The sequence below is a fragment of the Pseudomonas sp. NPDC087817 genome, from assembly GCF_044742875.1.
Taxonomy (GTDB): Bacteria; Pseudomonadota; Gammaproteobacteria; order Pseudomonadales; family Pseudomonadaceae; genus Aquipseudomonas.
In genome coordinates this window covers 1-25,567 of record NZ_JBIUVJ010000005.1, presented here as the reverse complement: position 1 = coordinate 25,567, position 25,567 = coordinate 1, and the positions used below count along the sequence as shown (strand labels likewise).

29 protein-coding genes and 1 pseudogene are annotated in these 25,567 nt (G+C 56.0%); 12 read left to right on the top strand and 18 right to left on the bottom strand.

The window, feature by feature from the left end; translation table 11 throughout:
• The first annotated feature begins 36 nt into the window (after positions 1-36).
• The 6 genes from ACIONG_RS06830 to rluB all read left to right on the top strand — a co-directional run bounded on the left by ACIONG_RS06830 (position 37) and on the right by rluB (position 5,078).
• Positions 37-900 carry a PHP domain-containing protein gene (locus ACIONG_RS06830; protein WP_103305315.1) on the top strand — a complete coding sequence of 288 codons (864 nt, stop codon included), beginning with the start codon at positions 37-39 and terminating at the stop codon, positions 898-900.
• 13 nt (positions 901-913) lie between these two features.
• Positions 914-1,543: an L-threonylcarbamoyladenylate synthase gene (locus ACIONG_RS06825; RefSeq protein ID WP_103305316.1), complete on the top strand. Its 630-nt coding sequence runs from the start codon at positions 914-916 to the stop codon at positions 1,541-1,543.
• A gap of 123 nt (positions 1,544-1,666) precedes the next feature.
• Positions 1,667-2,365, top strand: a complete 699-nt coding sequence (locus ACIONG_RS06820; protein WP_177431432.1) for a ScpA family protein — start codon at positions 1,667-1,669, stop codon at positions 2,363-2,365.
• An 11-nt stretch (positions 2,366-2,376) separates the two neighbouring features.
• On the top strand, positions 2,377-3,366 hold the full coding sequence (scpB, locus tag ACIONG_RS06815) for an SMC-Scp complex subunit ScpB (protein ID WP_401297608.1): 990 nt from the start codon (positions 2,377-2,379) through the stop codon (positions 3,364-3,366).
• A 145-nt stretch (positions 3,367-3,511) separates the two neighbouring features.
• On the top strand, positions 3,512-3,703 hold the full coding sequence (locus tag ACIONG_RS06810) for a DUF1289 domain-containing protein (RefSeq protein ID WP_007919669.1): 192 nt from the start codon (positions 3,512-3,514) through the stop codon (positions 3,701-3,703).
• A gap of 154 nt (positions 3,704-3,857) precedes the next feature.
• Positions 3,858-5,078, top strand: a complete 1,221-nt coding sequence (rluB, locus tag ACIONG_RS06805) for a 23S rRNA pseudouridine(2605) synthase RluB (protein WP_103305383.1) — start codon at positions 3,858-3,860, stop codon at positions 5,076-5,078.
• 212 nt (positions 5,079-5,290) lie between these two features.
• On the opposite strand, the gene ACIONG_RS06800 is transcribed toward rluB, so the two are convergent.
• Positions 5,291-6,256, bottom strand: a complete 966-nt coding sequence (locus ACIONG_RS06800; protein WP_401297606.1) for a leucyl aminopeptidase — start codon at positions 6,254-6,256, stop codon at positions 5,291-5,293.
• 70 nt (positions 6,257-6,326) lie between these two features.
• Positions 6,327-6,464 (bottom strand): hypothetical protein, encoded by a 138-nt coding sequence (locus tag ACIONG_RS06795; protein ID WP_003222780.1) that lies wholly within the window; start codon positions 6,462-6,464, stop codon positions 6,327-6,329.
• An 893-nt stretch (positions 6,465-7,357) separates the two neighbouring features.
• Here ACIONG_RS06795 and ACIONG_RS06790 point away from each other — a divergent pair.
• Positions 7,358-8,779, top strand: coding sequence for an amino acid permease (locus ACIONG_RS06790; protein WP_103305320.1), 1,422 nt, complete (start codon positions 7,358-7,360; stop codon positions 8,777-8,779).
• A 54-nt stretch (positions 8,780-8,833) separates the two neighbouring features.
• Here ACIONG_RS06790 and glyA read toward each other — a convergent pair whose 3' ends face one another.
• Positions 8,834-10,183 carry a serine hydroxymethyltransferase gene (gene glyA, locus ACIONG_RS06785; RefSeq protein WP_213027907.1) on the bottom strand — a complete coding sequence of 450 codons (1,350 nt, stop codon included), beginning with the start codon at positions 10,181-10,183 and terminating at the stop codon, positions 8,834-8,836.
• Between the two features lie 555 nt (positions 10,184-10,738).
• Between glyA and ACIONG_RS06780 the strand changes: the two genes are divergently transcribed.
• On the top strand, positions 10,739-11,344 hold the full coding sequence (locus ACIONG_RS06780; protein WP_103305322.1) for a helix-turn-helix transcriptional regulator: 606 nt from the start codon (positions 10,739-10,741) through the stop codon (positions 11,342-11,344).
• On the top strand, positions 11,328-12,206 hold the full coding sequence (locus ACIONG_RS06775) for a queuosine precursor transporter (RefSeq protein ID WP_103305323.1): 879 nt from the start codon (positions 11,328-11,330) through the stop codon (positions 12,204-12,206). Before ACIONG_RS06780 ends, ACIONG_RS06775 begins: the two co-directional genes overlap by 17 nt.
• Positions 12,207-12,268: 62 nt before the next feature.
• On the opposite strand, the gene queC is transcribed toward ACIONG_RS06775, so the two are convergent.
• The 9 genes from queC to ACIONG_RS06730 form a co-directional block, all read right to left on the bottom strand.
• Positions 12,269-12,967: a 7-cyano-7-deazaguanine synthase QueC gene (gene queC / locus ACIONG_RS06770; protein ID WP_103305324.1), complete on the bottom strand. Its 699-nt coding sequence runs from the start codon at positions 12,965-12,967 to the stop codon at positions 12,269-12,271.
• 172 nt (positions 12,968-13,139) lie between these two features.
• Positions 13,140-13,532, bottom strand: coding sequence for a hypothetical protein (locus ACIONG_RS06765; RefSeq protein ID WP_103305325.1), 393 nt, complete (start codon positions 13,530-13,532; stop codon positions 13,140-13,142).
• 6 nt (positions 13,533-13,538) lie between these two features.
• Positions 13,539-14,003 (bottom strand): hypothetical protein, encoded by a 465-nt coding sequence (locus ACIONG_RS06760; protein WP_401297602.1) that lies wholly within the window; start codon positions 14,001-14,003, stop codon positions 13,539-13,541.
• Positions 14,004-14,202: 199 nt separating this feature from the next.
• Positions 14,203-14,613 (bottom strand): hypothetical protein, encoded by a 411-nt coding sequence (locus tag ACIONG_RS06755; RefSeq protein WP_401297600.1) that lies wholly within the window; start codon positions 14,611-14,613, stop codon positions 14,203-14,205.
• Positions 14,610-14,960 carry a hypothetical protein gene (locus ACIONG_RS06750; RefSeq protein WP_401297599.1) on the bottom strand — a complete coding sequence of 117 codons (351 nt, stop codon included), beginning with the start codon at positions 14,958-14,960 and terminating at the stop codon, positions 14,610-14,612. Before ACIONG_RS06750 ends, ACIONG_RS06755 begins: the two co-directional genes overlap by 4 nt.
• A gap of 42 nt (positions 14,961-15,002) precedes the next feature.
• On the bottom strand, positions 15,003-15,431 hold the full coding sequence (locus tag ACIONG_RS06745) for a hypothetical protein (protein ID WP_401297597.1): 429 nt from the start codon (positions 15,429-15,431) through the stop codon (positions 15,003-15,005).
• Between the two features lie 107 nt (positions 15,432-15,538).
• Complete coding sequence (locus ACIONG_RS06740) at positions 15,539-16,276, bottom strand: hypothetical protein (protein ID WP_401297595.1); 738 nt, start codon at positions 16,274-16,276, stop codon at positions 15,539-15,541.
• 8 nt (positions 16,277-16,284) lie between these two features.
• On the bottom strand, positions 16,285-16,773 hold the full coding sequence (locus ACIONG_RS06735; protein ID WP_401297593.1) for an SUKH-3 domain-containing protein: 489 nt from the start codon (positions 16,771-16,773) through the stop codon (positions 16,285-16,287).
• Positions 16,774-16,900: 127 nt separating this feature from the next.
• Positions 16,901-17,398: a hypothetical protein gene (locus ACIONG_RS06730; protein ID WP_401297591.1), complete on the bottom strand. Its 498-nt coding sequence runs from the start codon at positions 17,396-17,398 to the stop codon at positions 16,901-16,903.
• A gap of 259 nt (positions 17,399-17,657) precedes the next feature.
• On the opposite strand from ACIONG_RS06730, the gene arfB reads away from it, so the two are divergent.
• Complete coding sequence (gene arfB / locus ACIONG_RS06725; RefSeq protein WP_095050152.1) at positions 17,658-18,071, top strand: alternative ribosome rescue aminoacyl-tRNA hydrolase ArfB; 414 nt, start codon at positions 17,658-17,660, stop codon at positions 18,069-18,071.
• Here the strand turns inward: arfB and ACIONG_RS06720 are convergent.
• The 6 genes from ACIONG_RS06720 to phhA all read right to left on the bottom strand — a co-directional run bounded on the left by ACIONG_RS06720 (position 18,068) and on the right by phhA (position 22,575).
• The gene (locus ACIONG_RS06720) at positions 18,068-19,267 is read right to left on the bottom strand and encodes an MFS transporter (RefSeq protein WP_401297589.1); all 1,200 of its coding nucleotides are present in this window, start codon (positions 19,265-19,267) and stop codon (positions 18,068-18,070) included. The genes arfB and ACIONG_RS06720 overlap by 4 nt on opposite strands.
• 102 nt (positions 19,268-19,369) lie before the next feature.
• On the bottom strand, positions 19,370-19,552 hold the full coding sequence (locus ACIONG_RS06715; RefSeq protein ID WP_025113527.1) for a hypothetical protein: 183 nt from the start codon (positions 19,550-19,552) through the stop codon (positions 19,370-19,372).
• Positions 19,553-19,621: 69 nt separating this feature from the next.
• Positions 19,622-19,753 (bottom strand): hypothetical protein, encoded by a 132-nt coding sequence (locus ACIONG_RS06710; protein ID WP_256583563.1) that lies wholly within the window; start codon positions 19,751-19,753, stop codon positions 19,622-19,624.
• Positions 19,754-20,116: 363 nt separating this feature from the next.
• Positions 20,117-21,310, bottom strand: coding sequence for an amino acid aminotransferase (locus ACIONG_RS06705; protein ID WP_401297587.1), 1,194 nt, complete (start codon positions 21,308-21,310; stop codon positions 20,117-20,119).
• Positions 21,310-21,666: a 4a-hydroxytetrahydrobiopterin dehydratase gene (locus ACIONG_RS06700; RefSeq protein WP_003222798.1), complete on the bottom strand. Its 357-nt coding sequence runs from the start codon at positions 21,664-21,666 to the stop codon at positions 21,310-21,312. The genes ACIONG_RS06705 and ACIONG_RS06700 overlap by 1 nt, the downstream gene beginning before the upstream one ends.
• A 117-nt stretch (positions 21,667-21,783) precedes the next feature.
• Complete coding sequence (gene phhA / locus ACIONG_RS06695) at positions 21,784-22,575, bottom strand: phenylalanine 4-monooxygenase (RefSeq protein ID WP_003222800.1); 792 nt, start codon at positions 22,573-22,575, stop codon at positions 21,784-21,786.
• 372 nt (positions 22,576-22,947) lie between these two features.
• Here phhA and ACIONG_RS06690 point away from each other — a divergent pair, with 372 nt between their 5' ends.
• Entirely contained in the window at positions 22,948-24,510 is a 1,563-nt protein-coding gene (locus ACIONG_RS06690) for a sigma-54-dependent transcriptional regulator (RefSeq protein ID WP_103305336.1), read from the top strand.
• 355 nt (positions 24,511-24,865) lie between these two features.
• Positions 24,866-25,522: pseudogene (locus ACIONG_RS06685) on the top strand (flagellar basal body rod protein FlgF); the annotation flags it as partial.
• Positions 25,523-25,567 lie beyond the last annotated feature (45 nt).

Sequence of the window (25,567 nt, the reverse complement as noted above, 5' to 3'; positions counted from 1 at the left end):
GCGATAGCGCCAGCTGATTTGAGGTTACAACTCCCCGTGAATGTTGATTTGCACTGCCATAGCACGGCCTCCGATGGCGCCCTGGCGCCTGCGGTTCTGGTTGCGCGTGCGTTCGAGAACGGCGTGCGAGTCCTGGCTCTGACCGACCACGACACCCTCGAAGGCCTCGCCGAAGCACGCACGGCCGCCAACGAATTGGGCATGCAACTGGTCAACGGTGTCGAGTTGTCCTGCACCTGGGGCGGCGCAACCATTCACGTATTGGGCTACGGTTTCGACGTCAACGCCGCGCCGTTGGTCGAGGCGATTGCCAAACTGCACGATGGCCGCTGGCTGCGGTCGGAAGAGATAAGCCGCAAACTCGCCCTCAAGGGCATGCCCGGCGCCCTTGACGGCGCCCGGAAGATCCAGCAGGAGCTGGGCGATAGCGGCAACGCCCCGGCCAGGCCGCATTTCGCTGACTGGATGGTGCGTGAAGGTTTTGTAAAGGATCGCGCCGAGGCGTTCCGCAAGTGGCTCGGCGCCGGCAAGCTGGGCGACGTCAAATTGCACTGGCCGACCCTGGAAGACACCGTTGGCACACTGCGCGCTGCTGGTGCCTGGGTCAGTCTGGCGCATCCGTGGCACTACGATTTCACCCGCAGCAAGCGCCGAAAGCTGATTGCCGACTATATTCAAGCAGGCGGGCATGCGATCGAGGTGGTCAATGGCCATCAGCCTGCGGAACAGGTCGGCAGCCTGGCAATCCTTGCCCGTGAGTTCGGTCTGCTGGTCAGCGCCGGCAGTGATTTCCATGGCCCTGGCGGCTGGTCCGAGATCGGCCAGTACCGGCCGGTTCCCGAGGACCTTCCACCCCTGTGGGGTCGGTTCAAACATGACACAGTTATTGCCGCCGTCTGAACAGGTAGAGAATGTGAGTCAATTTTTCCAGATTCATCCGGAAAACCCGCAAGCGCGCCTGATCAAACAGGCGGTCGAGATCATCCGCAGGGGCGGGGTGGTGATTTATCCCACAGACTCTTCCTACGCCATCGGTTGCCAAATCGGCGACAAAACCGCGATCGAGCGCGTGCGACGCCTGCGTCAGCTCGATGAGAAGCACAACTTCGCCTTGATCTGCAGTGACCTTTCGCAACTGGGCAACTACGCCAAGATCGACACCGGCACCTTCCGCATTCTCAAAGCGCATTTGCCGGGGCCGTACACCTTTATTCTCAACGCCACCCGCGAAGTGCCTCGGCTGCTCCTGCATCCGAAGAAGCGCACCATCGGGCTACGCGTACCCAGCCAGCCGATCGCCCTGGCGCTGCTGGCCGAGTTGGGTGAGCCGCTGATGAGCGTAACGCTGATCATGCCCGGCGACGAAGATCCCTTGAGTGATCCGTACGAAATGCGTCAGTTGCTCGAACATCAGGTGGACCTGATCATCGACGGCGGCTTTGGCGGCATCAAGGCCTCCACCGTGATCGACCTGACCGGCGATGACCCGGAAGTGGTCCGTGTCGGTTGTGGCGATCCGACGCCGTTCATGGTCGAGGCCTGAATGTCCGCAGTGGAAACCGTTGTCGATCCCCAGGCCGGCGCTCAGCAGGAGCTGCCGTTTGCCATGGTCTATGGCCAAGCGGTCATGGAAATGCCGCTCGACCTGTACATCCCGCCGGATGCACTGGAAGTCTTCCTTGAAGCCTTCGAAGGCCCGCTCGATCTGCTGCTGTACCTGATCCGCAAACAGAACATCAACATCCTCGACATCCCGGTGGCGGAAATCACCCGTCAGTACATGGGGTATGTCGAGTTGATGCAGTCGGTGCGCCTGGAGCTGGCGGCCGAGTATCTGGTGATGGCCGCGATGCTCGCCGAGATCAAGTCGCGCATGCTCCTGCCACGGGCCGAAACCGTCGAAGACGAAGAAGACGACCCGCGCGCCGAACTGATCCGCCGCTTGCAGGAATACGAACGCTTCAAGGCTGCCGCCGAAGGCATCGACGGCCTGAGCCGGGTGGGGCGCGACGTCGTGGTGCCCAAGCTTGACGCCCCGGAAGCCCGCGCACGCAAGCTGTTGCCCGACGTCGCGCTGGAAGAGATTCTGATGTGCATGGCCGAAGTGCTGCGCCGAGGAGACATGTTTGAAAGCCACCAGGTCAGCCGCGAGGCGCTGTCCACCCGCGAACGCATGAGCGATGTGCTGGAACGGCTCAAGGGCGGCGGTTTCGTGCCGTTCGTCGAGCTGTTCACCGCCGAAGAAGGCCGCCTCGGTGTGGTGGTGACCTTTATGGCAATCCTTGAACTGGTCAAGGAATCCTTGGTCGAGCTGGTGCAGAATGAGCCGTTCGCCGCGATCCACGTGCGAGCCCGAGCCGAATAACGAGTCGAAACATGAACCTGACTGAACCCCGCGAGCTGGCCCCCCTGCTTGAAGCCTTTCTGTTGGCCTCGGGAAAGCCGCAATCCCTTGAGCGCCTCTACGAACTGTTCGAAGAGGGCGAGCGGCCCGAACCGCCAGTCTTCAAGAAAGCCTTGGCGTTACTGGCCAAGTCCTGCGACGGCCGTGCGTTCGAGCTCAAAGAGGTGTCGTCCGGCTATCGCTTGCAGATCCGCGAGAAGTTTTCGCCGTGGGTCGGCCGACTCTGGGAAGAGCGCCCGCAGCGCTATTCCCGTGCCTTGCTGGAAACCATCGCGCTGATCGCCTATCGCCAGCCGATCACCCGTGGCGAGATCGAAGACGTGCGCGGTGTGGCGGTCAACAGCAACATCGTCAAAACCCTCATTGAACGCGAGTGGATCCGCATCGTCGGTTACCGCGACGTGCCCGGCAAACCGGCGATGTTTGCGACGACCAAGGCGTTTCTCGATCACTTCAATCTGAAGAACCTCGAAGACTTGCCGCCGCTGGCTGAACTGCGCGAGATGGAAGCCGACCCGGTGCTCGATTTCGACGATGCGCCGGTGCCGCAAGGCTTGCAGGAGCTGGCCGACGCCAGCGCCGAGCCGGAAGAGGAGAAGGAAGAAACCAGTTTCCATACCTTGCTGCTGGAACTGGACAGCATGGAGGAGGGGATCAAGACCGACTTCGACGATTTGCTGCGTGATGCCGCTGATGGTGCTGATGGTGCTGATGTTGAAGCATCGACGAGCGAACCCGAAGCTGAAATCACCGAGCCGGTTATCGAGGTTGAACTCGGGGCTGAGGCTGAAGCCGAACCTGAAGAGGACGTGCTTGGCGTCGCCGAAGCCCGGGAAAAACTTCTTGCTGCCGTCGCTGCCCTGGAGCAATCCGCACCAGAACCCGAGCTGAGCGAAGAAGAAGCCGAAGCCCGCGCCCTGGCTGAAGCGATCGAAGCCGAACGTCGCGAGTTCGAAGACTGACAGTCAAATTCTCTGAACACTGAAGAACCCTGTGGGAGCGGGCTTGCCCGCGTTTGCGGTGGATCAGACAAAAATAGGCTGGCTGGCACTCCGTCATCGCGGGCAAGCCCGCTCCCACAGGGTTCAATGTGTTCTGGAGAAGGGTATGAGCTCAACCAAAGACCCCTGCATCAGCCTCTGCAAATTCACCGACGACATCTGCCTCGGCTGCGGCCGCAGCAAGCGCGAAATCAAGGCCTGGAAGAAACTCGACAAGGACGACAAGCGCACGGTATTGGCCGAAGCCGCGTTGCGCCTGATCAAACTCGGCGGTGCCGGTCGGCGGAAAAAGAAATAACCTTGGCTTGATCAACTAGTCTCTGATGCGCGATGGCCCACATCCGCGTATGATTCGCGACCCTTCGCCGATCCCTTCGGCCAAGAACCCAGATTCCAATGCTTCAGGCGCTCACTTCGAGGCGACTGAACAGATCACACCGGGAGGTGCCCAGATGAGTGACATCAATCAGAAAGACGACCAGGAAATCGGCCCAGCAGGCGAAAAGCTGCAGAAAGTCCTCGCCCGTATCGGCGTCGGCTCGCGCCGTGACGTGGAATCCTGGATCAGCCAGGGCCGGATCAAGGTCAATGGCAAAGACGCCACCCTCGGTCTGCGCGTCGACATGCACGACGCCATCACCATTGATGGCAAGGTGATCAAGCGCGAAGAAGCGGCCGAATCGGTCCGCCGCGTGATCATGTACAACAAACCCGATGGCGAGATCTGCACCCGTGACGACCCGGAAGGCCGTCCGACCGTGTTCGACAAGCTGCCGCGTCCGAAAGAAGGACGCTGGATCAACATCGGTCGTCTCGACATCAACACCACCGGTTTGCTGATGTTCACCACTGACGGTGAACTGGCCAACCGCCTGATGCACCCATCCTACGAGATGGACCGTGAGTACGCCGTGCGTGTACGCGGTGAAGTCGACGACGAAATGATCGAACGCCTGAAGGCCGGCGTTGTGCTGGAAGACGGCCCGGCCAAGTTCACCGACATCAAGCAGGCGCCAGGTGGCGAAGGCTTCAACCACTGGTATCACTGCGTGGTGATGGAAGGGCGTAACCGTGAGGTTCGTCGTCTGTGGGAATCGCAAGGTCTGGTGGTCAGCCGTCTGAAGCGCGTGCGTTTCGGTCCGGTGTTCCTCAACTCCGACCTGCCGATGGGCCGCTGGCGCGAAATGAGCCAGTACGAAGTCGACATCCTCAGCGCTGAGGTGGGCCTGACGCCGGTTGCCATGCCGCAACTGAACGCCAAGAGCAAAGACAAGCTTGAGCGCATGCAGCGCAAATCATCGCGGCCGATGGCCAAGACCGAGCGCGTGCGCACCCTGCGTCCAGCCGCTGGCGCGCCGACCGGCCCACGTCCGGCCCGCGAGCCGCAGATCGAAGGCGAGCGTCCAGGTCGCAAGCCAGTCGCCCGTGACGGCGAGCGCGCTCCGCGTCCGGCCAACGGTCGCACTGAGCGTGGCGAGCGTGGTGCGCCTGCCGGTCGCGGTACGCCAGTGGCAGATCGCCCGGCGGACACCACCAACAAGCGTCCTGCGAAACCCGCGCCGAAGCGTCCGGGGATCAAACTGGTCGACGGCGACAAGCCATCGGGCAAGCGTCGCGGTGCACCGGCCGGTTCCGGTCAGCGTCCGGGTTTCGGTCGCAAGAAGCCTGAGTAATCGGGTTTAGCACCGAATGAAAAAACGCCAACCGCAGGGTTGGCGTTTTTTTTCGTCTGGCGAAAGTCGGGTGGTGCTTTTGAGGGCCTCATCGCTGGCAAGCCAGCTCCCACAGGTTTCTGTTGCGTTACATAAATCCTGTGAACACCGCAGCTCCCTGTGGGAGCTGGCTTGCCAGCGATGAGGCCAATGCAACCCCATAATTTCCAGGATCAGAACACAAACCGCCCATCAAACACCGGTTTGTCATCCAGTGCCAACACGCCACTGGAGAAGATCAGGTCCAGGTGATGACTGCCCTTGGCGCCACCCCCCAATCCCAGATGCAGCCCACAATGCCGCTCCTCAAACCCGGCATTACGCGCATACAGATCCTTCACCCCTTCGTTGGTGCCAATCCCCAATTCCTCAATCCGCCGGTTTGAAGGATTGGCGTCCAGATACTTGTTGAAATCATGCTCCAGCCCCGGCACCTCCGTGGCGATGCGGCTGATGGTCGAGTTCTCGATCCACAACTCGAGCGGTGACTCCAGCACGCCATATTTGCGCGCGAACGGGATGGTGCTGAGGAAGGTGCCCTTGAACTTCACATGGCCGTTGATGGCTTCACTGTGAGTCGCGATTTCACCGGGCGCCAGGTCGAAGTTACCGACGCCATTGATGTCGGTCCACTTCTTGATGCTGCTCAAGGGGGTTTCAAACCGCGAGCCGTGCTCATCGGTAAAGCTCAGCGTGGTCGCCTGGGACATGCGCTGGATCAAGTGGCTGTTCAGCCCGGCAATACGCTGCGGGGCGATGCTGAAAGTGTCATAGAAATAGTCGCCGTAATCCTTGAACAGCAGCGACTTCTTCCAGTTCTCCGCCATCACCGCTTGCAGCGCGCGGATAAATTCCGGGCCGTCGGGGCGCGGGTTGGGCAGGGTGGAAGAGTCGTAAAAGAAAATGTACAGATCGCTGTCGGTAATCGCCGAGGTCAGCGCTGCGGTGCTTTCCAGGTCCAGGCGTCGGGCGCTGAAACTGAAACGCGGATGTTCGCCAGCCTGTTCGGCGATGGCGCCAGTCAGGGCTTCGTAATCCGCCGTGTGGCCGAGCAATATCTTCGCCGAGTCGAGGCCGGCGAGGGCAGGGTGATGTTCGAGGTAGTAAAGGAAATGCGAGATCGCGCGGGGCTTATCCATGAGTCCTCCCTGACTGACCGAGAAAAAAGTGGCAGGCACGACCGGCCGGATCATGCCTGCCCGGGATGTCTTACAGAGGCCACATCGCCGTGCCGAACGGAACGACCGCATCGGCTTGCATCATTTCCACAGCCGCCTCATGGGTCGGTGCTTCAAACCATTCGTCCAGTTGCAGTTCGGTATCCAAGTCTTTTTCCAGTGCTTGCATGGTCGATCTCCTAGATGACTTTCACGGTTGTGACTGGCCGGTCGAAGTGGCCGGCAAGACGTGAAGAACCTAGTTCAGGGACTTTTGTAATGCAAAAAATAATTTATTTAATTTTTAAATGGACTTTTTATTCTGTTTTTTAAGCGGCGTTTTCTTATTTAAAAACAAAAAACTAAGTGGTGGTTTTCATTAGCAAGCTAGCTACCGTCAATTTGCAGACGTCTGACGGAAATTTCTGAAATGGAAACTTCGCGTTACGCACTGTAAACAAATGTTTACGAAAAACCCGGTAAAACCCAATGGAACACCGCGCACCGAGCCAGTGTAAGGAAAAGCTGCCGAAGCGCCGCTGGCCGGGCATGGCGCAAGGCTCTGGCGCGCTTGTTTCAGAGGCGTTTGAAGGGTGAGATGCGCCCCATGCCTGTCGTGCAGGTGCATAACAAGAAGGAGGCGCAATGAACGCCGTGACTGATCTCCACCTCTCTCCGTGGGACGGTTTTTCCCTCGTCCCCGTCGATGGCCTGCAAAGGCCTGACTCAATTTTTGCAGCCGCTCGAGCGTCTCGAGGCGGACACACGCAATCCCGGCAACCGATACGCTGATCCAGCGGAGTCTGGCAGCAGGGGGTTAGCGGTGTACAATGCGCCGCGTTTTAACTGTGACCCTCTGCGTAATCGCGCAAACCTCAAGGCTATCCGCCTTGTTCACTCCGCCGCGTCACAAGCGTGTCGGGTTCGATTTCGTCACAGATAAAAACAAACAGGTGACGCATGACCGTTGTAAAAAAGCTGAACTCCTGGTGCCTGCGCTGGGGTTTGATCGGGGCTGCTTGAAATCGCAACCTTGCAGCAACGTCTACTGAACATCATCAAACCTTGCGTGAGACCTTTTTCATGAGTGGACAACCCTCGCAATCAGGCGAGCTGAAACGCGGCCTGAAAAATCGCCACATTCAACTGATCGCCCTCGGTGGCGCGATCGGTACCGGATTGTTCCTCGGCTCGGCCGGGGTCCTGAAATCCGCCGGCCCGTCGATGATTCTCGGCTATGCCATCTGCGGCTTCATTGCCTTCATGATCATGCGCCAGCTCGGCGAGATGATCGTCGAAGAGCCGGTGGCCGGTTCCTTCAGCCATTTCGCGCACAAGTACTGGGGCGGCTTTGCCGGTTTCCTGTCGGGCTGGAACTGCTGGATCCTGTACATCCTGGTGGGCATGTCGGAGCTGACAGCGGTCGGCAAGTACATCCACTACTGGGCACCGCACATCCCGAGTTGGGTCACGGCGGCCGGCTTCTTCGTGCTGATCAATGTGATCAACCTGGCCAACGTCAAAGTCTTCGGTGAAGCCGAATTCTGGTTCGCGATCATCAAGGTCGTGGCCATCGTCGGCATGATTGCCCTCGGCAGCTACCTGTTGGTCAGTGGTCACGGCGGCCCGCAAGCCTCGGTCAGCAACCTGTGGTCCCACGGCGGTTTCTTCCCCAACGGCGTCAGCGGTCTGGTGATGGCCATGGCGATCATCATGTTCTCCTTTGGCGGTCTGGAAATGCTCGGTTTCACCGCCGCCGAAGCCGACAAGCCGAAGACCGTGATCCCGAAAGCGATCAACCAGGTGATCTACCGGATCCTGATTTTCTACATCGGCGCCCTGGTGATCCTGTTGTCGCTGACCCCATGGGACAGCCTGCTGGAAACCCTCAACGCCTCCGGCGATTCCTACAGCGGCAGCCCGTTCGTGCAAGTGTTCTCGATGCTGGGCAGTGACACCGCTGCGCACATCCTCAACTTTGTCGTGCTGACGGCGGCGCTGTCGGTCTATAACAGCGGCACCTACTGCAACAGCCGTATGCTGCTGGGCATGGCCGAGCAGGGCGATGCGCCAAAAGGCCTGGCGAAGATCGACAAACGTGGCGTGCCGGTGCGTTCGATTCTGGCTTCGGCGGCAGTGACGCTGATCGCTGTGCTGCTCAACTACCTGATCCCGCAGCATGCTCTGGAGCTGCTGATGTCGCTGGTCGTTGCGACCCTGGTGATCAACTGGGCGATGATCAGCTTCTCGCACTTCAAGTTCCGCCAACACATGAACAAGACCAACCAGACGCCGCTGTTCAAGGCACTGTGGTATCCGTACGGCAACTACGTCTGCCTGGCATTTGTGTTGTTCATCCTCGGCGTCATGCTGCTGATCCCGGGCATTCAGATCTCGGTGTACGCGATTCCGCTGTGGGTCGTGTTCATGTGGGTCTGCTACGTGATCAAGAACAAACGTGGTGCGCAGCAGGCTCTGCACGCGTCGAGTTCTGTCGCGAAGTAAGCAAAGTGCAAAAACAACAAACCCGGCCAAGTGCCGGGTTTTTTGTGTTCGCCGTTATACGTAATCGGCGATGGGATAGATCGCGCACAACGCCTCGGCCTGTAACCGGAATTGTTCCTGTGAGGCCGGGTCCAGCGAGTATTCCCGCTCGCCTTGCGGCGTTACCTTGTCGAGAATCTGGCACAGCAGACTGACAACTTCGCGGCATCCCTGCGGGTCGATGTGACGCTGCGCTATGGAGCCGGTGCCGATACGCAATCCGCTGGCGATAAGTGCCGGTCGAGTCTCGCCGGGGACGCGATGTTTGTTGACGATGATCCCGCAATGCTCCAGCGCCTTCTCGGCAATGGCGCCGGTGATGCCGCCACGCAAGCGGATCAGCACCGTGTGGTTTTCACTGCCGCCGCCCACGACTTCGTAATCATGGGCTTGAAACGCGCTGGCAAGCTCATCGGCGGTGCTGCGAATTCGCCCCATGTAAGCGTCGAACTGCGAAGACATCGCATAGCCCAGCGCCGCAGCCTTGGCGGCAATCATGTTGACGGCTGGCGCCCCCTGCATTTGCGGAAACACGGCTTGATCGAGGGCACGGCGGAAGGTTGTCCGCAAGCCGGGAACCTTGGTATTGGCGTCCCGGCCCGACAGGATCAGGCCGCCACGAGGGCCCATGAGTTGTTTGTGTGTGCACGTCGTGGTGACGTGAGCCGCGTCGATCGGACTCGGATGTCGGCCCGTGGCGACCAGTCCGGCGATATGAGAAATGTCGGCGAGCAGGATCGCCCCGGCTTCATCGGCAATCTGGCGAAACCGTTCAAAGTCCACGGCCCGCGAATAGGCTGTGGCGCCGCACATGATGATGCGCGGGCGATGCGCAAGCGCCAGGCTGCGCACATTGTCGTAATCGATGACGCCGTCTGATGTCGTTCCGTACTGAATCGCCTTGTAGTAGGCGCCCGAGAAGGCTTTGGAGCTGCCATGGGTGAGGTCTCCGCCGTGTTCAACAGCCATGCCCAGCAGGGTGTCGCCCGGCTCAAGCAACGCAGTGAGCACCTGATAAGTGGCGTTCGAAGCCGAGTGTGACTGCACGTTGGCATATTGGGCACCGAACAACTCCCGCGCCCTTCGAATGGCAAGCGATTCGACTAGGTCAACGTTCTCGCAGCCGGCGTTATAGCGCCTGCCCGGCATCCCCTCAGCGGTCACGTTGACCAGTGCCGACGCAGAGGCGGCAAGCGTGCGGGGCATGACTGCGCAGGAGGAGGAGACCAATGACAGCACTCGGTGTTGTCGTGCGACCTCAGCGTCGAGAATCCCCGCCAACTCGGCATCTTCCGTACGAAGATCCGCCAGACCATTTCGCAGTAAGTCGGCCTGGTTCATCAGCGGTTCAGTTTTGACTGCCATGCTTCGTATTCCTTCCATGTTTGCTGCGTACTGCCAACAACAGCACGCCTTCCTTGGTTTCACGACTTTGCGTACATCCACTTGCCGATCGGTACAGGCGCATTCCGTGTTTTGCGGGCAATGCGCGCAAAACTAACGTCTGTACGAGCAACCACTGCTCTTGCGTTTCGCTCGCTGATCGGAGGAGGTGAGCTCGACGCATCATAGGTTTTTCAGTGAGGAACGCCAGAAAAATTAATCAGAAAAATGAACATTGTTCAAATAAAATGATTCTTTTTGCGTAAGCAAACGGTGTAAAACTGCAGTTCGGGAGGCGTTCGTCGAGTGATGGCAGCCAAAACGGACGAGTCGGTACGCAGCATGAATCGACTCCGCAGAGCTGAGCATGTGGTTGTTGCGTCTGACTTTTGTACCGAAACCAAGGATGGAGAATGCTATGATCGCTGGCGGTTCCAATACCAGTACAACTATCTGCGTAGTGTTCCTGTGTCACCACTGAATGCTCATTCGTGGCGTGTTTTCTAATTGCCTTTATAAAAAGATGGTAAGTACTTTATGCACAGAAGAGAAAGATCGGAGAATCTGAAAAACAACATTAAATACTTGATAAAGAGTCGCGGGGAGACACAGTTGTCGTTGTGCAATTCCAGTGGATTGACCAGGACGACTATCTATAACATTCTTGAAGGCAAGGTGGTCAACGTACAGCACTCCACCGTGCGCAAGATTTCTGATTTCTTCGGTGTATCGTATGAAGAAATAGAGACCATTGATTTTGAAGAAAAGGAAATAATCGACAACAGCATCTCTCCGCAGGGAAATATGAATCCCGCGGCTGTGCCGGTGATAAAAGAGAGCTTGCTGCTTCAGAATCTTGATAAAAGAATTGGTGAGCTGGCTACCATCTATCCACTGACATACTACTTTGGTACGTCTTTCAATCTGATCGGTGTACTGCTGGAAAACGAGATCAGTGGGATGAATGAACCAGGTGATCTTTTGATCGTGCAGAAGGGGGCGTCCAGCAACGATAGGCAAAAGCTGGTGTATGACAAAGTCGGCAAAAAGTTATTCATAATGGATGAGGTTGACCCTGATACGGATCGTATTTGTGTGGTCGGGGATATAATCGAGGAACGATTTAATGGATTGCAGCGTTGAAACGGAAAACAGCAAATACAAGCTGCTAGGGTTTGAAAACGGTAAAAGTCTGGCCGTCATCATGGTGATAGCCACAGGCAAGATAATTAAAATAAAGCTCAGTGAAGTGTTGAATAGTGAGATTATGGATAATCTAAATAAAATAGAAGTAAAAAATCTCTATAAAAAGTTTTATTCTCAGGGTGGGGCACTCACTGCCTACGAGATCAATGACCGTCATGAGAGTTCCTGGATGATCTACATCATCCTGAACCTGATGCTGTTCACGCTGTACATTTTCACCAGTATTGCCGCAACGAAGCCGATTTATCTGGAATATTTCGATATTGTTGTAACGCCGGGCACCTTTCTTTATCCGCTGACGTTTCTGATCGTCGATTTGCTCAATGAGACATTTGGTCTCAGACTTGCGCGAAAGGCGATTCTTTTTGCCTTTATCAGTAATGCGGCCATTATTATTTTGCTGGCTATTACTACCCACTTGCCCGGGCTACCAGGCTGGAAGCTGGACGGGCCTTACAACGACGTGATCAGTCAGTTGTCGTCGGTACTGGTAGCCTCATCCATCTCGTTCCTGGTCTCGGAAAACATAAACTCTTATTTGTTGTGCAAGATCAAGGAGCTGACGAACTCGAGATTCCTGTTTTTGCGGGTGTTCTTGAGTACGTTGTTTGCGGTGATTATCGACAGTTTCCTTTTCTGCTATATCGCCTTTTATGGAAAGATGGACAATAGTGCGATATTGAGCATGATCTATGTTCAGATCGCGATAAAAGTGGGTTTTGCCTTCTTTAACGTCTTGCCCGCGTATGGCGCAAGGTCACTGTTCAAGAAGTATTTGACAGGCGCTCAGACGCAATAAGATCAACAAGGCGCTCACTAGGGAAATCCCATCGTTAGTGAGCGCCTCGTTTGTGGTTTGATTTATTTCAAGTTCAATTTGTTTTTAAGATTGTGTGTAACCTGATCTTTGTTATTCAGGAATTCGTTCAGGCCTTTGGCGCGAAGATTACACGCATCGCAATCGGAACATCCGCTACCTTTGATGCCGTTGTAACAGGTCAGTGTTTCGTTACGAACCAGATCCAGTTGATGGTGGTAATCAGCCAGGGCCCAGGTTTCTGCCTTGTTCAGCCACATCAATGGGGTGTCCAGTTGCAACTTGTAATCCATGCCTAGCTCAAGGGCCTTGTTCAGGGCCTTGACGAACTCATCCCGGCAATCAGGGTAGCCAGAAAAGTCGGTTTCACACACGCCGGTAATGACAGTCCTGGCTTGGACTTGATAGGCGTAGATAGACGCCAGGGTCAAAAACAGAATGTTCCTTCCCGGGACGAAAGTGCTTGGCAGGCTTTCGCCGGAGCTATTCACGGTCGGGACCGGAATGTTGTCGCGGGTCAGGCTGCTGATGGCCAGCTCATTGAGCAAGGACACGTCCATGGTTTTATGCACGGTCACGCCGAGCTTTTTGGCGAGCTGCTGAGCAACTTCGATTTCCGCGTGATGGCGCTGACCATAGTCAAACGTGATGCAGTGAATTTCATCGTAGTGGGTCAGGGCGTGGATCAAACAGGTGGTGGAGTCCTGCCCGCCGCTGAACACGATAACTGCTTTATTGGTCATGCTTATGCTTCCTGCATTGATTGGAGTAGAGCAACGCCCGAAAGGGTAACGCGAATGGCCCTCGGTATAAACGCTTCAGGCGCTGGATCTGTCAAAAAGCTCTATTGCCCGAAACATTCAGCAGATAAAACAACACAGTTTCAAAATCGTCATATCGACCGCTTGCCGTGACTCAGGCGTCTTGAATCTCAATCTGTCGACCAATAACGTAGAGGTCACCGTCCTGGCGTACTTCTTCCAGGGAAGACGGGTCTGCATCCAGCGCGTAATTCCCGTCGATATCAATGCACCAGAGATCGTTTAATTTCAATAAACGAACACCCGAGCAAATGGAGTTGAATTGATTGCCCATGACCCGTGCGCTCAATTCCGTCACACCTGTCAAGGTTATTCTTATTTTTTTCCAGACGTTGCCTTTGGCTCTGTGGTCTCTTCCATGCAGCACAACGGTTGCTGCCAGTGGCTCATTGGGTACGTAATAAAATTCGAAGGACAGTATCAAACCATCTTCAAACCGATTGAATGCCTGAGATATTTCATTGATGTCGTCGATCGAGAATGACATTTTTATTTATCCATAGCGTCTTATGCAGCAATCAAGGGTTCTGCTGAAACCTGTGACACTGTAATCAATAGAAAATTGCGCGGTAAAATCAGAGCTGATCAGTCTTATTTCGTCGCTGTCGGTACTGTCAAAATCAAACCCTTCACAGAGTCGGACGCCGCTTTTTACCTTGTATGCCCCGCAGAATTTCCAGTCTTCATCCATCAACAAGTAGTATTCGCGATCATCCATTAGTGATGAGGTAAAGCGCAGGCACTCAGCGATCGAAGAGAACTCGGTGAACTCACATAAGATTTCTCGTCTTGATCTTAAATCACTAATTATCGAGTCCGTTGCCGGCAGGCTTAAGAGCAACCTCTCATCGAAAGGGTGTGCTAAAAGCAGGCTGGTTTTTTTACTGTATCGGCCCAGTACATTCTTATATTGTGCCTTTCGATACAATAACTCTCTCCTATAAGGATCATAAATCATGTTAAACATCCTTGTGTGTTGAATGGGCTCCTGGGTCTAGGCAAGGTGACCTTCAATGCGAAAAACTTCATTCAGCCCCACCTCTTCAGCGGGATCGCCATCTTCAAGGCACCTAAAGCTTATGCCCGATAGTGCTTTGTGCAATAGCGCGCAGAGTTTTACAGGGTGGAAGTTTACTTGTAGCCAAAGAGAACTCAATTTACAGGCGAGGAAGAGCAATGTTGTTTCTGGAAAGAATTAAAAAAATCATCTCGATAAATTTTATCGGACGCTCAGTTGGGGTGGAGTACATATCTACTAATCCGACTTCCACAGCGCAATCAACAATTACGCGGAAGTCATCGATATCTTGTGATGAAATGCAGTGGAGGAGATCAGGCGGCATATTGTCTCCCCTGCCATTCAGGGGCAGTGTCGCACCTTTTCTCTCCCAGTCAGTCAAGCCACCGCACTCCGGAAAGCTATCAAGGTGAGCTATCAATTTTTCGATAGCACCGTGTCGAATGAACTTTGCTTCGCAATAGGTATGCAGCAGTCTGGACGCATAGCGCTGTAAAGCAGCTGTGGGGAGGTTGGCAAGTGCTTGCGCTAACTCTTCTTGAATGATCATTGAATTTTGGTCCATTCAGCTATTTTTCTTTTTATTTCTTCCAGTAAGTTTACGTTGCCGATTACAACCAGTTCGCACCCCAGTTCCTTGTCTCGGTAGGAAACAAGCTCATCAGTGTCCTGGTCGAGTATCACTCTAAGAATTTGCCCATTCGCTTCATTTCTGGCAGAAAAAATGGGATTGCCATCCATGAACGGCGTGCCATTTGAGAATGTTGTATTGTAATAAGGTGCTTTAAATTCCTTTATATCGATTTTGTTCGTCTGAGCCTCCAGGCGAAAAAACTCATAAAAGGATCGCTCCAATCTGAAGTAGCAGTCCGGATTGTGCAGATAATCATTGAACATTTCACTTGCTCCGCGAAAGCGCGATAGGTTTTTTCGTAGCCGTCAGCGGAAGTCAAAATACTCGATCATAAGTTCGGTCGGCTTCATGCCAGCACCCAGCAATCCGAGAACCTCCAGGAACCACGATAGATCATCTCCGAGTTCAGAGATTTCCTCCCTCTCACTCGTCAATAAACATAACGCCAGTCTTGCCATCAGATTTTTACGTTCACGAAAGTTGCGTATTGCCTCGTGCTCATCGATTTTCGCCCACCAAATAGATGATTCTGCTTTTAATATTTTGGTGGTGATTTTTCCATCAATGTATTCTTGAGCCAGATGCATAGGGTCTTGCTTGCAATTGGCAAACTTGATGTTCAGGGCGTGCAATACCTTAAGAAAAAAGGTGAGTTGATGTTTGTGCGCAATTGAACTGTTGTTTGATCGAATGATGCCGTTCATATTGTATTTTTTGAAGTCAATCTTGTTCAATTTGGTTTCCCTGCCTGTCGCTATTGGCGGTGCATTGCAAAAAGGTTCTATTGGGTCGTTCGCTCAGTACGGCTTTCCAGTATTCCGACTCTTTGGCTGTCTGATTTTTACCGCTGAAAAGTAGATCTTCTTGAAAATGGAATTTTAAGCAAGAATTCTCTGGTTTTTGGTGTGGGTGTCATGTCAGCGTCGGCTTGTTTCAAGGATTCTGCAAGTTCTGAGAATTCAATAGTCTGTTCCGGGAGGCCGTGAATCAGTATGCAGCGAGTATCGGAGAGATCCTCACCTGTAAGCGCCACGAGGTATTTTTTTGAAGTTAATAATTTTGCGACGTTAGCAAACGACTTGAAAGACGACGCCTTTGAGAATTCTGTGCCGGAAGCCTTATACATGTTGACTATCGTACCTAGAATTTCTTTTTTATCTGTTTCATCCAGCTTTGTCTTGGATAAAAATATCAAGGCATTCCATCCTCTGTATATAGCACTAAATAGCGTCAATACTTCTTCGTGGCACAGAATGCTAGAGATGTCACAGAAATTAAGTTTGTCATCAATGTGTAAGTCAACTTCCATCTCCCTTCTTTTGTTCATGGCGGCCATGCCAAGTTTGCCAAAGGCCCTTTTGTGTCGACCTAGTTTCTCCGCAATAACACTACTGGATTCGAGTTCGGCAGCCAGTACTGCGTATACATTATATTGAAGAAAAATCGGTGCCAGAGGTTCGAAGATCAACTCGTGACGATATCCTGTAGCCAGATACCATATTGCATCACATGATTCATCAAGACTGATCCGCGCAGCCTTCGATGCATATATTGATCCTGTGTCTACGATGGCTTTCATAAAGAAACTCAAATGGCGGGCACGGCGCCGGGCGTGGTCAGCGCGACCTGTTCACCCGCTTTGCGCCCAAACACCAGGGTTTCCATGGCCTGGACGAAGGTTCGACCTTGTAGCCAGAAACCGTCATGAATCATGCTCAAGACATAGCAGCGCTGCTGCTCGTCCATCAATAGCGCAGCGTGACCGTGATCGATCTCGGCGATGCTTACCAAAGTGCTGCCCAGGCGTTGCTGCCAGGCCAGGAAGTCTTCGCTGTCATGCAGGTATTCAAAGGTGCCAAAGGCGACATCGCTGGTAGCGCAGTCTTCGCCTCTACCGCAGGTCCCCACCTGCAGGCCGGCGAGTTGTCCGAGCAGTGCGGCGGCCGGGTGCTCGGGCGGGACGAAGTCCGGCAAAGGTTCTGCGAGGGTCACGGGCCAGCCAGCGGCCAGAAACAGAGGGCGCAGAGTGTCAGGAAGCTCGATCAGCGAATGTCCGGGCTGGGCAATGAGTGTCATCGGTAAACCTGCGTCATGATAGATCTGACCCGCAATGCGTCATGCTTTTTTGATTTTTCCATTTGCAGAAACGCAACCTCTTCCATAACCCTGATCAAGATGAGTTTTTCATGGGGCATGGTCAAAGTCAGTGTGCCGGCCTGCTGTATAAAATCCGTTGGATTTGCCTCATGACACCCGGATCTCGCTTCGAATGCCTTGCGAAAATGTCCAGCCCAAGTGCAATACCTTCTTTCCCCTCTGCTGTCGCTTGGTCAAAGACTGACTTAAATACCCTGATGACAGATGTGCGATCAAAGTGACGCGCGAGCATATCGCCGACAGTCCAGCAGAATTCCATAACTGCATATCTGGAATAGTTGCTCCGAATGGCATCGAGCAATGCCTGCTTTTGAATTGCCGAGAGCCTGTTCATATCCGATGAAATCTTTATTATGAAAAAATCTGCGCCATGCTTATTGAAAAATGCGTCTGTCGAGAGAATTTCAATAATGAAATTCAGACATTTCTCAGGAAAGATCTCATGACTCAGTGTCAGCCGATCGTAGTCATCAGCAAGCGCCATGACTCGCTTGCGCGCTCCTTTTCCTTCTGCGGCATATAACGACTTCCTTATCTCTTCCATGACCGGGTTTTCACTTTTGCGGGGGGGGGCTGATGCTAGCCGCGTCAATTACGCTTCAATTTTTAACATGAATCAAGATTCATGCCAGCCATGATATGGCCATTACGGGGCATGGAGGGGCGCCGCTGGCCGAAGAGCTTGTTCAATTTTTGCTGTAGTAAACCGCATCAAAGTGCGCAAGAAGTTGCGTATTCTTGTAATGCGATCGCGTTCTGGCTATTCGCGGTATCCTGCGCGTTCTGAATACGGACGCTTTTCCATGCTGGTAATTTCCAACAACGTGCATCTGCCGGATGCCGAGATCGAGTTGACCGCGATTCGCGCCCAAGGGGCCGGAGGGCAGAACGTCAACAAGGTCTCCAGCGCCGTGCACCTGCGCTTCGACATTCCAGCCTCGTCCTTGCCCGAATTCTACAAGGAGCGGCTGCTGGCGCTGCGCGACAGTCGCATCACCAGCGATGGCGTGTTGATCATCAAGGCTCAGCAATACCGCACGCAGGAAGCCAACCGCGCCGATGCGCTGGAGCGTCTGGTGGAGCTGATACTCAGCGCCACCAAAGTTGAAAAGAAACGCCGTCCGACCAAGCCGACCCTCGGTTCAAAAAAGCGTCGGCTTGAGTCGAAGACCAAGCGCGGCAGCATCAAGGCCGGGCGGGGCAAGGTGGATTTCTAGTCCTCGCGATACTTGGCGGTGTGTTTATACAGATACACGCTCAAGGCCAATCCACTCAGCGAGGCGAGGGCGGCGAAGAGGAAGATCGAAGCAAACCCGAATCCCGCCGCAATCGCCCCGGCCAGTGGCCCAGTGATCCCCAGCGACAAGTCGATGAACAGCGAGTACGCACCCACCGCCGCGCCACGGCTGGACGCCGGCACCAGATTCACCGCCTCCACGCCCAGCGCCGGGAACACCAACGAGAAGCCAAAACCGCTCAACGCCGCACCGGCCAGTGCCCAATGCGCGTCCGGTGCCAGCCACAGCAGCAACAGTCCTAGGGTCTCCACTGACAGGCAGGCAATCGCCACGCGGAAGCCGCCGAGGCGGTTGATCAGGTTGCCGAACAGCAGTCGCGCACCGATGAAACTGGCGCCGAACAGGCTCAGGCACAACACCGCGTTGTCCCAGTGCTGAGTGGCGTAATACAGGGTGATGAAGGTCGCGATGGTACCGAAACCGATTGAGCCCAAGGCCAGCCCGCAACCGTGGGGGAACACGCGTCCGAGCACATGCATGAATGGCAGGCGCTCACCGGCAACAATCGGTGCGGCGGTTTTTGGCCATGCCAGTAACAGGCCCAGCGCGGCTAGCAGGATGATGCTGACGCCCATGCTCCACAAACCCAGTTGGCCGACCAGCCACACCCCGAACGGTGCGCCGACCGCCAGTGCGCCATAGCTGGCGATGCCGTTCCACGAGATCACCTTGGCGGTGTTCGCCGCGCCGACCCGGCCGATGCCCCAGCCGATCGAGCCGGAGCCGACGAGGCTTTCCGCGCTGCCCAGCACCAGTCGGCCGATCAACAGGCTGATCAAACTGAGCATCGGCATGTTCGGTGTCCACGCGGAAATCAGCATGAACACTCCGCTCAAACCGCAGCCGGCCAAACCATACATCACTGCGAGCTTGCTGCCCTTGTTGTCGATGATCTTGCCGGCGTACGGGCGGCTGAGCAGGGTCGCGAGGTATTGCACGCTGATCACCAGACCCGCGATTACCGCACCGAAGCCCAGGTCGCTGTGGACGTAACCCGGCAGCACCGCGAGGGGAATGCCGATGTTCAGGTAGCCGATGAAGGTGAAGAGGACGATGGAGACGACTTGCAGCGTGACCGCCAGGGGGCGCTGGGGCTCTGACTTAGAGAACGACATGGGTAACGATCCACGGGGAGAGCAGAATAGATAGGCTGCTCATGATACCGGCGCGAAACAATCTGAGGCGGGAAAAGTAAAACTATTTGTCGGGCGGCGGCTTCAGGATTTGGCCGGAGCGACCAGTTGTGTGGTGACCAGTGCGGCGAGGGCGTTTTCTTCACTGCCGAAGCGGGCGAGCAGAGCGGCTTGTTTCTCAGGAGAGAGGCGGTTCCAGATCTCGATCATTTTCTCGGTGGCGCCGATCAGGACGGCGGCTTGGCTTTCGGAGAATTCGTCGGTCATGGCAGGCTCGGTTTCAGGCAGTGTGGAAAGCGCATGTTAGCGCTTTCCACACGGTCTGTACGACGGGTCTTACTCTTCGTTGTCGGCCGGGCGGCTCTCAACGGCTTCTTGCGGCTCGGGCTGCCCCGCACCGGCTTGTTGCGTGGTCGTCTGCTCAGGTACGTGCAGGCTTGGGAAGGGGAGATTAGGAATCTCGTGCATGGTTGCGCTCCTCGCTAAGTCTGTTGATAGATCTGGTAGATCCGCGCTTCTGAAAAAGCCTGCGCAGGATACAGGAGGAAAAATGACAATCAGACTTTTAATTCAAATTAATGCGACAGATGGCCGCAGGGAGAGCGAAAAGCAAAAGACTGGGCCATAGCCGAAACCAAATGTGGGAGCGAGCCTGCTCGCGAAGGCAGTGTGTGTTGATCGTTCCCACGCTCTGCGTGGGAACGCCTCAAAGGACGCTCTGCGTCCGCTGTTGGGACGCAGAGCGTCCTGGGCTGCATTCCCACGCGGAGCGTGGGAACGATCAAATCAAAAGATCGCAGCCTGCGGCAATTCCTGCAGAGTATTGCGGTGTTACTTGCAAACGCTGGCGATGGCTTCGGCCAGCAGCGCCAGACGCGTGGCATCGATGCCGGCCACGTTGGCCCGACCCGAGCTGACCATGTACACGCTGTGATGTTCGCGCAGCTGTTTTACCTGCTCCGGCGACAGGCCGGTGTAGGAGAACATCCCGCGTTGCACGCCAATGTGCGCAAAACGTTCGCGCAAACCGTGTGGCTCCAGCGCTTCCACCAGACCACTGCGTAGCTGGGCGATGCGCAAACGCATGGCTTCGACTTCGTCGGCCCAGCGAGCTTTCAGCTCTGTATCGGCGAGGATGGTTGCGACAACAGCTGCACCGTGATCCGGTGGTGTCGACCACAGGTTGCGGGCGATGTTGGCCAGTTGGCTGCGGATGTCGATGAGCTTGTCGGCGGTTTTCGCGCAGACGATCAGCGCACCGGTGCGGTCGCGATAGAGGCCGAAGTTCTTCGAGCAGGAACTGGTGATCAGCAGCTCAGGTACCTCTGCCGCGAACAAGCGGGTCGACCACGCATCCTGCTCCAGACCATCGCCAAAACCCTGGTAGGCAAAGTCGATCAGCGGCAGCAGATTGCGGCTGCGCACCACGTCGAGTACGCGCTGCCAGTCGTCGTGGTTCAGGTCGAAACCGGTCGGGTTGTGGCAGCACGCGTGCAGCAGCACCACATCACCTTTCGGTACTTCATTGAGCACGGCGAGCATGGCATCGACGTCGAGGCGGTTGTCGCTGCCCACGTACGGGTAGTGACTGACCTTGACCCCGGCCGCGGCGAAAATGGTTTCGTGGATCGGCCAGGTCGGGTTGCTCAGCCACACGCCTTTGCCCGGCAGGCATTGGGCGATGAAGTCAGCGGCCAGACGCAGGGCACCGGTACCGCCCGGCGTCTGGGTAGCGCCGGCACGCTGTTCGGCGATCAACTTCGAGTCGGCGCCGAGCACCAACTCGTTGATAACTTTGCCGAACAGCGGATTGCCGTGGCCACCGATGTAAGTCTTGGTGTCCTGGCTTTCGACCAGCCGTGCTTCGGCGATTTTCACCGCTTCCGGGATCGGCGTCAGGCCTTGGGCATCCTTGTAGACGCCAACGCCCAGGTCGAATTTGCGCGGGTTGCTGTCCTGCGCATACGCCTCCATCAAACCGAGGATCGGGTCGCCGGGTACCCGGCCGATGGCGTCAAAGTGCATTACTTGCGTCCTTCTGCGGTCTTGGCCACTTCGTCAGTGCGCGCGGCCATGATGAAGTCGTTGCGGTGCAGGCCTTTGATCGAGTGGCTCCACCAGGTCACGGTGACTTTGCCCCACTCGGTCAGCAGGCCCGGGTGATGACCCTCGGCCTCGGAGATCTCGCCGACGGCGTTGGTGAAGGCCAGCGCGTGCTTGAAGTTCTTGAACAGGAAGACCTTCTCCAGCTGCATGATGCTGTCGCGCACTTCGATGTTCCAGTCAGGGATCTGCTTGATCAGGATCGGCAGTTCTTCGTCGCTGACTTGTGGCGCATCGGCGCGGCAGGCTTCGCAGTGGGCTTGGTTCAAAGTGGACATGGTTGGATTCCTGAGATCGGGTGTCTTTTTTATAAGAGCTGTTACGGACGTCAATGCCGTCACGCTAAACCAAAGCCGCGACGACTGACAGACTCACTTGTCACTAAAAGCGACGGTTCACGCCGCTTTCGGTTTCGGCGGAAATTTTGGCGCGTGCAGACCCAGCTGCATGCCTTGCTTGACCATGGCCATGATGTCTTCATGAGCCACGTCGAACAGGCGCTTGAGATTCGGCAGGACAAAGTACAGCGGTTGCAGAATGTCGATGCGATATGGCGTGCGCATGGCTTCCAGCGGATCGAAGGCCTGATGCTCGGGCTCGTCCGACAGGGAATAAACAGTTTCCTTGGGTGAAGACAGGATGCCGCCGCCGTAGATGCGTTTGCCTTGCGGGGTGTCGACCAGACCGAATTCGATGGTCATCCAGTACAGCCGCGCCAGATACACGCGTTCTTCCTTGGTCGCTTGCAGACCAAGTTTGCCGTAGGTGTGCGTGAATTCGGCGAACCACGGGTTGGTCAGCAGCGGGCAGTGACCAAAGATCTCGTGGAAAATATCCGGTTCTTGCAGGTAGTCCAGTTCTTCACGGGTGCGAATAAACGTGGCCACCGGAAATTGTTTGCTGGCGAGCAATTCAAAAAAAGTCTGGAACGGAATCAGCGCCGGGACACGGGCGACCTGCCAACCGGTGGTCTCGCCGAGCACCTTGTTGATCTCGCCGAGCTGCGGAATGCGGTCGTGGGGCAGACCGAGTTTTTCGATACCGTCCAGGTATTCCTGGCACGCACGACCCTCGATCACTTTCAGTTGACGGGTGATCAGCGTGTTCCACACCGCATGTTCTTCGGCGGGGTAGTCGATAAAACCTTGCGCATCGGGCTCGCGGGCCACGTATTGCGTCTGCTTCATACTGCTCTCCTGCTAGGGGAATTCGTTCTTGTTATGTCCAGCGATGGATTCAGAATTACCTGAGAGCGTGTTGATGTGCAGCAGGTTGAATGGCCTACGCGTAGGAAATTTCTCTTTAATTCGTAAAGTTATCGTTACGGTTTTGTGGATATCTCGCGTTTGCGGTGATTCTCGGGTTTGAAAAGGCCAATGGCTGTCACATAATCTTGACAACTATCTGCGCCCCTCGACAGAAAAGTCCGGCGCCGTTCCCTTGTAGGAGTGAGCCTGCTCGCGATAGCGGTGTATCAGTCAGCATCAATATCAACTGACCCACCGCTATCGCGAGCAGGCTCACTCCTACAGGTATTACTGTCTTCACGGGTCATTTATATGCGCATCAAAGTCCACTGCCAGAACCGCATCGGCATCCTGCGCGACATCCTCAATCTGCTGGTGGCGTACGGGATCAACGTCGCGCGCGGCGAGGTCGGCGGTGAGCATGGCAACGCGATCTATCTGCATTGCCCGAACTTGATCAACATCCAGTTCCAGGCGCTACGGCCGAAGTTCGAAGCGATTGCCGGGGTGTTCGGCGTCAAGCGGGTAGGGCTGATGCCAAGCGAACGCCGGCACATGGAGTTGAATGCGCTGCTCGGTGCGCTGGAATTCCCGGTGTTGTCGATCGACATGGGCGGCTCGATCGTTGCCGCCAACCGTGCGGCGGCGCAATTGCTCGGCGTGCGGGTCGATGAAGTGCCGGGGATTCCGCTGTCGCGCTATGCCGAGGATTTCGATTTGCCGGAGTTGGTGCGCGCCAATAAATCCCGAATCAACGGCATGCGAGTCAAGGTCAAGGGCGACATCTTTCTCGCTGACATCGCGCCGCTGCAATCCGAACACGACGACAGCGAAGCCATGGCCGGTGCAGTGCTGACCTTGCACCGCGCCGACCGCGTCGGTGAGCGCATCTATAACGTGCGCAAGCAGGAGTTGCGCGGCTTCGACAGCATCTTCCAGAGTTCGAAAGTCATGGCGGCGGTGGTGCGCGAAGCGCGGCGCATGGCGCCGCTGGATGCGCCGTTATTGATAGAAGGCGAAACCGGCACCGGCAAGGAGTTGTTGGCGCGTGCCTGTCACCTCGCCAGTCCGCGTGGGCAGTCGCCGTTGATGGCGCTCAACTGTGCAGGGCTGCCGGAGTCGATGGCCGAGACCGAATTGTTCGGCTACGGCCCGGGTGCCTTCGAAGGTGCGCGGGCGGAAGGCAAGCTCGGGCTACTGGAACTGACGGCGGGCGGCACGTTGTTTCTCGATGGCGTCGGTGAAATGAGTCCGCGCTTGCAGGTGAAATTGCTGCGCTTTCTGCAGGACGGTTGCTTCCGTCGTGTAGGCAGTGATGAAGAGGTTTATCTGGACGTACGGGTGATCTGCGCAACCCAGGTCGACTTGTCCGAGCTGTGCGCGCGTGGCGAGTTTCGCCAGGATCTGTATCACCGCTTGAATGTGCTTTCGCTGCATATTCCCCCGCTGCGCGAATGCCTCGACGGTTTGACGCCATTGGTCGAGCACTTTCTGGATCAGGCCAGCCGGCAGATCGGTTGTTCGCTGCCGAAACTCGCGCCGGCGGCGATGGATCGGCTCAGCCATTACCACTGGCCGGGCAATGTGCGGCAGTTGGAGAACGTGCTGTTTCAGGCGGTTTCGTTGTGTGATGGCGGCACGGTAAAGGCTGAGCATATTCGCCTGCCGGATTACGGCGTGCGTCAGCCGCTTGGCGATTTTTCGCTGGAGGGTGGGCTGGACGATATTGTCGGGCGGTTTGAGAAAGCGGTGCTGGAGCGACTGTATTCAGAGCATCCGAGCAGTCGGCAACTGGGTAAGCGGCTGGGGGTTTCGCACACCACCATCGCCAACAAACTCCGCGAATATGAAGTGGGCAAAGATCCTGAAAGCTAAGTGGCCCCCTGTGGCGAGGGGATTTATCCCCGATGGGCTGCGAAGCAGCCCCAAGGCCGCTTAACTTGATGTATCAGCTGAACCGCATTCATCGGTATCGGGGCGGCTTCGCCACCCATCGGGGATAAATCCCCTCGCCACAGGGTTATTCGCCCAGCCCGAGATCGGGATTGCCGCCTAGCGGCATGACACCGCCGGTTTTTCGACTTCGATACATTTCCCCGATCCCCGCAAAATCCCCCAAGTCCTTTGTTTACCGGGCCGCGAGCCGCCAGAAAAAAGTTGGTCTGCAAATTGCTTATGGCTCAGCAGTACAGCGGTGGGCGGCAAACGTCCGGCATGCAGAGGAAAGAGTGTGGACAAGTACCTTTATGTGGCAATGACCGGCGCCAGCCAGAACGCGCTGGCGCAGAAGGCTCATGCCAACAACCTGGCGAACATCTCCACCAACGGTTTTCAGCGCGACCTGGAGCAGGCGCGTTCGATGCCGGTGTTCGGTGACAGCTTTCCGGCGCGCGCGTTTGCCATGAGCGAACGGCCCGCCACTGATTTCACTCCCGGCTCGCTGGTACAGACCGGGCGTGACCTCGACGTCGCGGTGACCGGCAACGGCTTCATCGCCGTGCAGAACCCCAACGGCGGCGAAAGCTACGTGCGCACCGGCAGCCTCAATATCGACGCCCTCGGCGTGTTGCGTGCCGGCAACGGCATGCCGGTGATGGGCAATGGCGGTCCGATCGCCGTGCCGCCCGAGCAGCAGGTCGAAGTCGGTGAAGACGGCACCATCAGTATTCGTGCGATGGGCGAAGGCCCGCGCGTCATGGCGGAAGTCGACCGGATCAAACTGGTCAACCCGGACATCAAGAACATGAACAAGGGCCTCGACGGCTCGATCTACACCAAGGACGGCCAGCCTGCGCCGGCCGATGCCAACGTCAAACTGGTGTCGGGTTTCCTGGAGTCGAGCAACGTCAATGCCGTGGAAGAGATGACCTCGGTGCTGGCTCTGGCCTAGCATTTTGATTTGAATGTTTTGATTATGTTATGCGGTATATTT